The organism is Methylobacterium sp. Leaf104, assembly GCF_001422885.1.
Classification (GTDB): Bacteria; Pseudomonadota; Alphaproteobacteria; order Rhizobiales; family Beijerinckiaceae; genus Methylobacterium.
The window spans coordinates 1-10,990 of sequence record NZ_LMMZ01000019.1 but is presented as its reverse complement, the minus strand read 5'-3'; the positions used below and the strand labels follow the sequence as shown (position 1 = coordinate 10,990).

General features: G+C 70.3%; 9 protein-coding genes and 1 pseudogene. 7 read left to right on the top strand and 3 right to left on the bottom strand.

Features of this window, described 5'->3' with window-relative positions; genetic code table 11:
* The first annotated feature begins 460 nt into the window (after positions 1–460).
* The 4 genes from ASF49_RS12465 to ettA all read left to right on the top strand — a co-directional run bounded on the left by ASF49_RS12465 (position 461) and on the right by ettA (position 3,879).
* Positions 461–745, top strand: a complete 285-nt coding sequence (locus ASF49_RS12465) for a hypothetical protein (RefSeq protein ID WP_056473179.1) — start codon at positions 461–463, stop codon at positions 743–745.
* Positions 746–759: 14 nt separating this feature from the next.
* Complete coding sequence (locus tag ASF49_RS12460) at positions 760–1,659, top strand: DNA/RNA non-specific endonuclease (protein ID WP_056473176.1); 900 nt, start codon at positions 760–762, stop codon at positions 1,657–1,659.
* Between the two features lie 14 nt (positions 1,660–1,673).
* Positions 1,674–1,955 carry a hypothetical protein gene (locus ASF49_RS12455; RefSeq protein WP_056473173.1) on the top strand — a complete coding sequence of 94 codons (282 nt, stop codon included), beginning with the start codon at positions 1,674–1,676 and terminating at the stop codon, positions 1,953–1,955.
* 271 nt (positions 1,956–2,226) lie between these two features.
* On the top strand, positions 2,227–3,879 hold the full coding sequence (ettA, locus tag ASF49_RS12450; RefSeq protein WP_056473170.1) for an energy-dependent translational throttle protein EttA: 1,653 nt from the start codon (positions 2,227–2,229) through the stop codon (positions 3,877–3,879).
* Between the two features lie 40 nt (positions 3,880–3,919).
* Here the strand turns inward: ettA and ASF49_RS12445 are convergent, their stop codons facing one another.
* From ASF49_RS12445 to ASF49_RS12435, 3 genes are read right to left on the bottom strand one after another with little or no spacing between them, the layout of a single operon-like run.
* Positions 3,920–4,774: a formyltransferase family protein gene (locus ASF49_RS12445; protein WP_056473167.1), complete on the bottom strand. Its 855-nt coding sequence runs from the start codon at positions 4,772–4,774 to the stop codon at positions 3,920–3,922.
* Entirely contained in the window at positions 4,771–5,538 is a 768-nt protein-coding gene (locus ASF49_RS12440) for an SDR family NAD(P)-dependent oxidoreductase (protein WP_056473164.1), read from the bottom strand. The genes ASF49_RS12445 and ASF49_RS12440 overlap by 4 nt, the downstream gene beginning before the upstream one ends.
* A gap of 31 nt (positions 5,539–5,569) precedes the next feature.
* Positions 5,570–6,895 (bottom strand): capsule biosynthesis protein, encoded by a 1,326-nt coding sequence (locus tag ASF49_RS12435; RefSeq protein ID WP_056473161.1) that lies wholly within the window; start codon positions 6,893–6,895, stop codon positions 5,570–5,572.
* 253 nt (positions 6,896–7,148) lie between these two features.
* Here ASF49_RS12435 and ASF49_RS12430 point away from each other — a divergent pair, with 253 nt between their 5' ends.
* From ASF49_RS12430 to ASF49_RS24475, 3 genes and pseudogenes are all read left to right on the top strand, one after another.
* Positions 7,149–9,089, top strand: coding sequence for a capsular polysaccharide export protein, LipB/KpsS family (locus ASF49_RS12430; RefSeq protein WP_056473158.1), 1,941 nt, complete (start codon positions 7,149–7,151; stop codon positions 9,087–9,089).
* The gene (locus ASF49_RS12425; RefSeq protein WP_056473153.1) at positions 9,089–10,576 is read left to right on the top strand and encodes an LTA synthase family protein; all 1,488 of its coding nucleotides are present in this window, start codon (positions 9,089–9,091) and stop codon (positions 10,574–10,576) included. Before ASF49_RS12430 ends, ASF49_RS12425 begins: the two co-directional genes overlap by 1 nt.
* 266 nt (positions 10,577–10,842) lie before the next feature.
* Positions 10,843–10,990 (top strand): annotated as a pseudogene (locus tag ASF49_RS24475) (polysaccharide biosynthesis/export family protein); the annotation flags it as partial.

Genomic DNA, 10,990 nt, shown 5'->3' with positions numbered 1-10,990 from the left:
CCGAGGACGACACCGACGCCGCCGGCCCCAGGCCCGGCGAGGCCTTGTCCTGCACGCTCTTGTCTTGCGAGCCCTTGTCTCGCGAGGTTTCTTGCCGTGACACTGAATCCGCACCCGTTCGTTTGCTGGCATCCGCTCGATCCGGCCCGCCAACTGCGCTCTGCGCGGGCCGACCCTCGAACGATGTACGCCCCAAGACGAAACCGGGGCTCTTCGATCGCACTTATAACGTCATTACGCAGCTTTGCCACGCCAGGGAGTACCTGCGCTTTCCCAGAGGCCGCGCGAGGTCTGCAATACCATTCCGAAAACCCGAGCGCCGAAAGGAACCCCGAAGCCTCGCCGTGACTCCAGGGATACTGGCGCTGGCGCTCGAACTCCGGCAGTTAATCGCCCCGGACGTCCCGATCAACGGTGCGACCGGCTTTTCCCGTCCGCCGCTCCCGCCCCGAGGCCGGTCATGCCGCTCACCCGTTCCCTCGCAGGCCCCGTCCTGATCCTGATCCTCCTGAGCAGCTCGGCCCTGGCGGCGGGAACCGCGGCCGATCCCTCGCTCGTGCGGCGGCACGCCCCGGTGGAGCCCTTCACGTTCCCGTGCGAGACGCCCGGCACGTGCGGCGTCCAGGCCAGCCCCGGCGCGCCCGACCGCGACGTCCGCTCCTTCGAGGGCAGCCTCGGCCGGCCCTGCGGCTATCGTACGCGGGCGACGCCGCAGGGGACGCGCAAGGTCCGGGTCTGCTTCTGAACGGCGAATCCGCCATGGCACGCGCGCTCGTCCTGCTGCTGCCGGTTCTCCTGCTCGCCGCGCCGGCCGGGGCGGCGGCGGAGGGCTGCGCCGATTCGTTCGCCGATGCGAGGCGGCCGGAGATCACCAATCCGAAGCTCGCCGAGCGCGCGGTGCCGCTGTGCTACGACGCCTTCGCGCTGCTGTTTTCCGGCCTATCGCGGACGCCGCTCTATGCGGCCGAGCGCCTGACCCGCGACAGCGTCGCGGCGGCCCGCCGGGTCGACCGGGTCGACGCCTTCCACGACGAGGAGGCGCTGCCGGCGGCCGACCGGGCGCGGCTCGAGGATTACGTCCACAGCGGCTACGATCGCGGCCACATGGCGCCGGCCGGCGACATGCCGACAGGGGCGGCGCAGGCACAGTCCTTCAGCCTCGCCAACATCGTTCCCCAGGACAGGGCGCTGAACCGCGGCCTCTGGGCGGCGATCGAGGAGAGCGTGCGGCGCCTGGCCAGCCGCCGGGGCACCCTCTTCGTCGTGACGGGGCCGATCTATACGGGCGACGCCGTCCAGGCGATCAACGGGCGGGTGCTGGTCCCGACGCAGCTGTTCAAGGCCCTCTACGACCCGGCAACCGGCGAAGCGGGCGCCTATCTCGTGGCGAACCGGGACGACCTGCCCTGGCAGACAATCTCCCTCGACGCCCTGCGCGCGATCTCGGGGCTCGACGTGTTCCCGATGCTGGCCCCGGCCGCGAAGGCGAAGGCCATGGATCTGCCGGAGCCGCGCGCCTATTCCCGGGGCGATCCGGACGGCGACGAGCCTCCGCGCCGTCGCGCGCCCGCGCCGGATTCGTTCGAGGCCTGGGCGAAGGCCGAGTTGCATCGCGTCCTCAGGCGCCTCTGGCACGACCTGATGCGCGCCATCTTCTGAAAAGGGGTGTCGAGATGCCGAAGTCAGCTGCGCCGAAGGCCTCGGACCGGTTCGTGCCGTATGCGGACGATGCCGCGGTCCAGACGATCGGTGGCCTCGCCATCGAGAACGGCACCGGCCGGATCGCCATCCACGGAAGCCTCGATCTGATGCGGGATGCCCTGGGGCTGGAGCGGGCGCGCGCCCTCGCTGCGGCCCTCGGGACGATCGTGGCGGCCCTCGAGGGCGCGCCGCTGCCCGATCGCGTCGCGGAGGCCCCTCAACCCGCCGAGACGGTGAAGAACCCCTTCGCCTGAGGCCGCAACCCACGTCGTTCGTCCGGGGCCGGTCGGTGCCGGTGTTCGCGCCCGCGTTCTTGCCGGTCGGGCGCCGCCCTGATACTCCGGCGCAACACTCTCACGCGAAGCGGTTCGACGACGGCGAGCGCCCGAGGTCCGGCCGCATCGGCGCATTCCGCGCGGTACGCCGGCCGGCTCGAAGCGGTGCCGTCGCGGGACCACGCACACGACGATTCCGACGGCCGAGGCGCAGGACGCGCCGGGCCGCCGACACGACAGGGATACCATCATGGCGCGCGAATTCATCTACCACATGAAGGGTCTGACCAAGACCTATTCGGGTGGCAAGAAGGTCCTCGATAACATCAACCTGTCCTTCTATCCGGACGCGAAGATCGGCGTTCTGGGCATCAACGGCTCGGGCAAGTCGACCCTGCTCAAGATCATGGCCGGGATCGACAAGGAATGGACCGGTGAGGGCTTCGTCGCGCAGGGCGCGCGGGTCGGCTACCTGCCGCAGGAGCCGCAGCTCGATCCGAACAAGTCCGTGCGCGAGAACGTCATGGAGGGCGTCGCCGAGAAGCAGGCGCTGCTCGACCGCTACAACGAGCTCGCCATGAACTATTCCGAGGAGACGGCGGACGAGATGACCGCCCTCCAGGACAAGATCGAGGCGGCGAACCTCTGGGAGCTCGATTCCAAGGTCGACCAGGCCATGGAGGCGCTGGGCTGCCCGAGCGACGAGCAGCCGGTCGCGACCCTCTCGGGCGGCGAGCGCCGCCGCGTGGCCCTCTGCAAGCTGCTGCTCTGGGAGCCGGAGCTGCTGCTGCTCGACGAGCCCACCAACCACCTCGACGCCGAGACGGTGAACTGGCTCGAAGGCCACCTGCGCCAGTATCCCGGCGCGATCCTGATCGTGACCCACGACCGCTACTTCCTCGACAACGTCACCGGCTGGATCCTCGAGCTCGACCGTACCCGCGGCTACCCCTACGAGGGCAACTACTCGGCCTGGCTCGTGCAGAAGCAGAAGCGTCTCGCCCAGGAGGGCCGCGAGGACATGGCCCGCCAGCGCGCGATCAACCGCGAGCAGGAGTGGATCGCCGCCTCGCCGAAGGCCCGCCAGTCGAAGTCGAAGGCCCGCATCACCCGGTACGAGGAGCTGGTCGCCAAGTCGCAGGACAAGATCGACGCCTCGGCGCAGATCGTCATTCCGATCGACGAGCGCCTCGGCAACAACGTCATCGAATTCGAGCACCTGAACAAGGCGTTCGGCGATCGCCTGCTGATCGAGGACCTCTCGTTCAAGCTGCCGCCCGGCGGCATCGTCGGCGTGATCGGCCCGAACGGCGCCGGTAAGACGACCCTGTTCAAGATGATCACCGGGGCCGAGAAGCCGGACGGCGGCACGATCTCGGTCGGCGAGACCGTGCATCTCGGCTACGTCGACCAGTCGCGCGATGCCCTCGATCCGAACGCCACGGTCTGGCAGGAGGTCTCCGGCGGAAACGACATCATCTATTTCAACAAGCGCGAGATCAATTCCCGCGCCTATTGCGCGGCCTTCGCCTTCAAGGGCTCCGACCAGCAGAAGAAGGTCGGCACCCTCTCGGGCGGTGAGCGCAACCGTGTCCACCTCGCCCGAACCCTGAAGGGCGGCGCCAACGTGCTTCTCCTCGACGAGCCCACCAACGACCTCGACATGGAGACTCTGCGGGCTCTCGAAGAGGCCCTGGAGGATTACGCGGGCTGCGCCGTGATCATCAGCCACGATCGCTGGTTCCTGAACCGCATCGCCACCCACATCCTCGCCTTCGAGGGTGAGAGCCACGTCGAGTGGTTCGAGGGCAACTTCTCGGACTACGAGGAGGACAAGAAGCGTCGCCTCGGCGCCGATTCGCTGATGCCGAAGAAGATCAAGTACAAGAAGTTCTCTCGGTAGGGCGGTCGCTCGGCGTCCGCCTCCGGGGCGGGCGCCGTCGTCAGGCCCGGGCGCTCAGCGCCAGGGCGTCGCGCAGGTCGCGCCCGTCCGTGAGCTTGCGGCCGCGGCGGCGCAGGCCCTTCAGCAGAGCGCGGTCGGGAAACGGGCAGTAGGGCAGGATCGGTGCGATCGTCCCCGGGGCCAGCCGTCCATGCGCGAGATCCGCGAGCGCTGCGTCGAGCAGGATCCGCCCGTGCTCGTGCAGCAGCACCGAGGCCCGGGTCGCCGTCGTGTCTCCGGGCAGGTGCACCGCCTCCTGGGCCAGGATCGCACCGGCATCGATGGTGACGGCGAGGCGGTGGACCGTGACCCCGAAAGCCGGCTCGGCCTCGGCCAGCGCATGGATGGTCGGGACCGGCCCACGATGGCGGGGCAGCAGGCCGGGATGGACGTTGAGCCCCCCGAGCGGCGCCCGGGACAGGGTCGCACCGGAGAGAATCTGGTCGAAGTGGAAGGTGACGATGAGGTCGGGCACCTCGCGGTCGAAGGCTCGCGCCACCTCCGGTCCGTTGACGTCGTCGACCCTCAGGGTCGGGATGCCGAGGTCCCGGCAAAGGGCCTTCAGGGGCATGGCGCCGGCCGCCGTGCCCGCCCCGGTCAGCCGGCGCGCCAGTGGCGAGAGCGGCACCAGCAGATCGGGCAGCCCGAAATTGACGCCGAGATAGGGCAGGATCGCCGGGCCGGAGCGCGCGAGATGGCGACGGACCTGTCCCACGAGTCCGCCGGAACTCGGCCGTTCGGCATTCGACAGGCCGACGAAGGCGATGTCCTCGGCATGGTCGCCGACGAAGCGGCGCACCGCGCGGGCATTCGGCAGGGCCTCCAGCACGAACAGGGCGATACGGGGCCGGCTCACCGACCGACCCGGATCTTGAACTTGAACCCGCTCATGCCGAGGCGTCGCAGGAATTCGGGCAGCAGCGCCGCCCCGCGCGCGCCGGCGGCGAGGAGCCAGGGAAAGGCGACGATGTCCCGGTCCTTCGCCAGGCCGCGGGCGATGCGCCGGGCCGCGTCCTCGGCGCTGAGCTCCAGCGGGCGCCAGCCCTGGTACTCGCCGCCCATCGCGGTCTTCACATAGCCCGGCGTGACCACGTTGATCCGCACGCCGTGGGGCTTCAGCTTCTCCCGCAGTGCGAGGCCGTGCGCCAGGAGCGCCGCTTTGGTGCCGCTATAGGCCGGGGCATCGGGCAGCGGTGCGAAGGCCGCCAGGGACGAGACCAGGGCGATCTGGCCCCGGCCGCGGGTTCGCATCAGGGTGACGCAGGGCAGGGTGACGTTGAGGGCGCCCAGGAGGTTCACCTCCACCGTCTCGAAGGCCATCGCCTCGGTTTCCACGTCCCCGCCCGGGTCCCCGCCGTTGATCGCCGCATTCACGATGACAAGGTCGAGGGGATGCGCGCGATCCGCCGCCTGGAGCCAGGTCGCGACGGCTTCGCGCTCGCGGATGTCGAGGCGCTGGGTGTCGACCGTCGAACCCTTGGCGCGGCACGCCTCTGCGATCGCATCGAGGCGGGGTCGGTCGCGGCCCTGGAGGATCAGCGTCGTTCCGGGCTCGGCGTAGTGACGGGCGAGTGCGGCGCCGATGCCGCTCGACGCGCCGGTGATGAGGATGACGGGCATCGGGACTGCTAACGCGGCCTGCCGGGCCGGATCAATAGACCGGTGCCAGTTCCTGAGGCTCGCTGTCCTCCGCGCGGATCGCCCGGGCCGCCGCCAGGGCCGAGGCCGGCAGCGTCGCCTCCAGCCGCGGGATGGTGCCGGCGATCGCACGCTCGATGGCCGGCCGAGAGAAGAAGCCGCCATTGACCTGCGAGCGGTGCAGCACGACGCGCCGGAAATCCGCCATCAGCGCGGCGTCTGGCGGGGTCGGAGCGGTCCAGAACGAATCCACGCCACCCTGGTGCGTCAGGCCGGGGAAATTGTAGATCGCGTTGCCGGCGGCGCAGGTCGGGCGCCCGAGTTCCAGCGAGAGCATCCCGACCGTGCTGTTGATCAGGACGACGCCGCGGCTGCCGGCGATCAGGCTCGGCAGGTCGCCGCCGTCGATGATGTCGAGCCGGTCGTTGACCCCGTGGCGCCGGGCCGAATGCCGGGCGTACTTGCGCCAGTTGATCAGGCCGCTGTCGAGGGGATGCAGCTTGATCAGCAGGCGTGCCTGTGCCGGGGCATGGGCCGCGAAGGACGCGATGGTCCGGTCCATGAAGCCCTCGACCCCGAGGAAGGGCGAATGGACGCGGATCTGGTAGTCGCTGTCGAGCTGCAGCGGCAGCAGGAAGTAATCGACGCCAATCGCCGTGTAGGCCTCGTTCAGGCGCGCCGCCTCGCGCCGGGTGTGGGCGCGGCGGGAGAACTTCTTGATCCAGCCGGCATATTCCACGGCGATGTGATGCGGCCGGTGGCTGCGGAAATGCGGGAAGAAGTACGGGAAGCCGAAATTCGCGATGTTGTAGGCGACGTCCCACAGGCTGCGGCGGGCCATGTCTCCGCTCGATGGCATCGCACGGCCGGGCTGCGGCAGGCGCTGGGCCACCGCGCGAACCTCGTCCGCCGTCTTGGGCAGCGCCGAGTGGCCGTTCACGCCGCCGAGTTCGCAGGTGATCCAGTTCGGCCGGAGATATCCCTCTTCGAAGACGTGGAAGCGGACGCCGAAGGGCCGGGCGGCAGCCGTGGCGGCCACGTGATAGGGGCGGCAATCCCCGAACAGGACGATGTCGGTCACGCCGTGCGCGCGGATGTAATCGGCGACGTAGGCGCCCCACCTGTCGAAGCTGCCGCGGTAATTGTCGGAGGGCAGGCGCCAGAACAGCCAGTCGCCGGACGAGAAGTTGATGCGCCGCACGCGATGTCCGCGCGCCTCGAGGGCGCGGCCGAGATCGGCAAAGAAGGGCGACGCCAGTCCCTGCAGGAAGAGGAACGTCGCCTGTCCGTTGCGATGCATGTCCGTCTGGAGATGCATGTCTGCGCGGGGCTGAAGCATTCTCTCCGACGCCTGCTCCTGCACCCGTACGAAGGCGGGCCACCCTGGACGGTGAAATCCGTCGCACGGGACTCCCATCTCAGCAATTGGGCGCTCGTAGGGCCGAGGTGGAATTTGCGAGCGCTGTGTCCTCGCCGCAACGCCCCCGCACGAATTCGATCCCGGAGGAATGTCTGCTTCTCTGGCCACCCTCGCCCCTTCGCGATGGGAAGATGCTAAGTCAGCGGCCGATCAGGTCGATCCGAAAGCGTGCATGCCCACGAAGTCACCGCAATCCCTGTTGTCCACAGGCCGGACCGTCCACGCTCTGCGGTCGGAGATCGCGGCGGCGTTGGGTGTCGCCTTCGAGCCGCGTTGGCGTCCGGGCACCGCGCCCGTCGTGTGGCAGGACAGCGTCGTCCACCGGGTCCTGCCGCGCTCGGCAGGCCCCGTCGTGGTCGGACCCGGCCCGCTCCTGTCTCCCTACGATCTGCCCGATCGAGGAATGGCTAGCCTCCGGATCGCGTTCGACGGGAGCCCGGTGGCCGCCGGACCGATCGACGCCGCGTCCCTGCTCCGCGCCCGGGCGTTCGGGCGGAACCGGTTCCCCCGCGCGAGCGGCGCCGCCATCGCCGAAGCCGTTGCGGGCCTGACCGATCCGTCCCTCATCCTCGTCGAGGGGGCGCCGGTCCGGTCCGCCGCGACCCTGACGGCCTTCGTGCAGCGGGTGCTCGCGGCCCGGCCCGACGGTACCTTCGTCGTCGCGGGTTCGGAGGGCTGCGCGATCCCGCCATCGGGCTCGTCGCCGAGGCTCCGGGTTCTGCCGGAGCCCATCGATCCCTGGGCCTTGTTCGATCGGCTCCGCACGGTGTTCGTCGACGATTGGGCGGAGGCCTGCGAGGCGCGCCTCGCCGGGTGCGACGTCCTCCGTCCCGACGACGATGCCCCGCCTCCGCCGACGGGCGACCTCGTGGCGCTGCGCTACGGCGCCGGGATCCGCTACTTCGATCCCTGGACGCGGGCGCCGATCGGCTTCGCGGACTGCCTCGACCGCGTCGCGTGGCTGCGCGAGCGCTTCATCGACAACGACAGGCGGACGGTGCTGGTCGGCATCTCGGGCTGGAAACGTCCGGTTCTGGATGCGTTCATGGTCGGCCCGAAGGGGCCGCCGATCCACACCATGACGGCCGAGGACGCCGTCGCGGCCGCGATCCGGCACCAGGCCCAGGTCCGGGTCTGGGCCACGCGGATGCCGGAGCGGCTGGCACCACTCTGCGCCGCGGCGAACGTCCCGCTCGCGCGGGTCGAGGACGGCTTCCTGCGTTCGGTCGGCCTCGGCGCCGGTCTCGCCCCCGGCGCCTCGATCGTCGTCGACGACCGCGGGATCTACTACGATCCGCGCACCGAGAGCCGGCTCGCCTTCCTCCTTCGGACCTCGACCTTCCCGCCGGATCTCGTCGCCCGCGCCAAGGCCCTGCGCGAGCTCGTGATCGCCCGCCGCCTGACCAAGTACAATGTCGGGCTCACCGATGCCGCCGGCGACTGGCCGCGGGACCGCCGGATCGTGCTCGTCCCGGGTCAGGTCGAGGACGATGCCTCCGTGATGCACGGATCGCCGGTGGTGCGCTCGAACCGGGACCTGCTGCGGGCGGCCCGAACCCGCAATCCCGATGCGTTCCTGCTCTACAAGCCGCATCCCGACGTAGAGGCGGGCTTTCGGACCGGCGCCATCCCGGAGGCGGAGGCCCTGACCCTCGCCGACCGGATCGTCGGCGGCCTCTCCATCGTCGATCTCCTCGACCGCGCGGACCACGTGGAGACGATGACCTCTCTCGCCGGCTTCGAGGCCCTGATCCGCGGCCTCTCCGTCGCGGTCCACGGGCGTCCGTTCTATGCGGGCTGGGGCCTGACCGAGGATCTGGCGCCGGGGGCCGATCGCGGCCGGCGGCTGGCCCTCGAAGAGTTGGTCGCGGGGGCACTCCTGCTCTACCCGCTCTACCTCGATCCGGTCTCCCGGAAGCCGTGCTCGGCCGAGCAGCTGCTCGACCGGCTCGCGGCGGCCCGCGACGCGGCCGGCCCGTCGCGTCTGGCCCTGAGCCCGCTCGCGATCCTGACGATGCGAGCCCGCTACGCCCTGCTGAACCCGATCATCCGACGCCTGCGCACACGGCGCGGCGTCGAGCGGTTTCCGGACCGGAAGCGCCGAGCCCCGTGATGACCCTCGTCCTGAGCCTCACCCTCGCTCTGCTCATCAGCCTCGCCATCGAAGCGTGGGAAGGCGCCGAGGCGCGGCCCGTCAGCCAGCGGCCCGGCGATCTCGCGGTCCGCTTCGCGGGTTACGCGTTGGTCGCCCTGTTCTGGTTCCAGTTCTCCTGGCGCCCCTGGCTCGCCGGGTTCTCCTGCGTCCTGACGATCCTGATCCTCACCGTCGTCAGTCGGCTGAAGCGGACCATCATCGGCGAACCGCTGGTGTTCAGTGATTTCGCGCTGCTGCGGCAGGTGCCGCGCCATCCGGAGCTCTACTACACCCGCCCTCTCAGCGATCCCCGCATGGCGGTGCCGCTCCTGACCGGACTGGCGCTCGTCGCCGCGTGGTACGCGATCGAGCCGACGATCCTGCCCGGCGAGCCGAGCGTCGCGATCCTGGCGGTGGCGGCCCTGCCGCTGATGCTGATCAGCGTCGCGATCCTCTCGGAGGAGGGGGCGTTCGCGTCGAGGCTCGCGCGGCTGTTCCCGGCGCCCTCCCTGGAGACCGACATCACCCGATATGGCCTGCCGTCCACCTTGGTCGGCTACGCCCTGCGCTGGCGCGCCGACCGTCGCACCGCGCGGGCGGCCGCCCTGCCGACGCCGCCCGCCCGCGAGGACACCCCCGTGGTCGTGGTGGTGCAGCTCGAGTCCTTCGTCGATCCGGTGCGTCTCGGTGGGCCGCCCCTGCCGCTCATGGAGATCGTCCGCGCGCGCGCGGCGATCCACGGGCGCCTGCGGGTCCCGGCCCACGGCGCCTACACCATGCGCACCGAGCACGCGGTGCTGACCGGCTTGGAGCCCGACGATCTCGGCTTCGGCGTCTTCGACCCCTACCTAACCCATGGCGGAAACGAGCCGACGAGCTTGCCGCTCCGGGCGCGGGATGCCGGGTTCGAGACCGTCTTCGTCCATCCCTTCCACCGCGACTTCTTCAACCGCGCCGAGGTGGTGACGCGCCTCGGCTTCGACCGGCTGCTCATGGAGGACGACTTTTCCGGAGCGTCCCGGGTCGGTCCCTACGTGGGCGACATGCCTCTGGCCGAGCGCGTGCTCGGCGAAATCCGCGAGCGTACCGGGCCGCTGTTCCTCTACGCCATCACCATGGAGAACCACGGGCCCTGGAAGCCCGGCCGGCTACCCGGCATCGACGACCCCCTGGCGCAGTACCTGACCCACGTGGCCAATACGGGCCGCGCGGTGGAGACCCTGATCGCCGGGCTGGAGGATCTGCCGGCCACCCTCTGCGTCTTCGGCGATCACGCGCCGGCCCTTCCGAATTGCCGCCCCGGTTTCGGCGCGACCACGACGGATTACGCGATCTTCGCGTTCGGCCAGGAGGGGAGGGCGTCGCCCATCCGCCGGGACATCGGCGCCGCCGAACTCGGTCGCTTGCTGCGCGATGCCGTCGATCCGCCGCCCGGCACGCCGAGCTTGGCTTTGCCACCGTCGTGACGCATTGGTGACCGATAGGCGGGCGGAACCTGCGCCGTTCGGTCGAGGCTCAGGTTGCGTGCACGACTCGTTAATCCGAACGCAGCCTTTTGCCGCTATCGTCCAGCGCGGCCACCGCTCGGCGGCCCACTTTGCGCGTCCGGTCGTCCAAGTGTTGGGCCGGGCTCCGCATCGCATCGGACACGATGGCGTCGCCCGTACGCCGCTATCCAAGCGGGCGTCGTCGCCGGATCGCACCTGTGCGCGGTCCGGCCAGGAGAGTAACAATGCTTCGTAAGGCGTCCCTGGCCGCCCTGACGGCCTGCCTCGTATCCGGCTGCTCGTCGCTGCTTCCTGCGGCCGGCCCGACGACGGGTGCGGTTGTGGAGGGGGCCGACATCTCGACGAGCGAGGGCACGTTCGCGCGCTACGAGA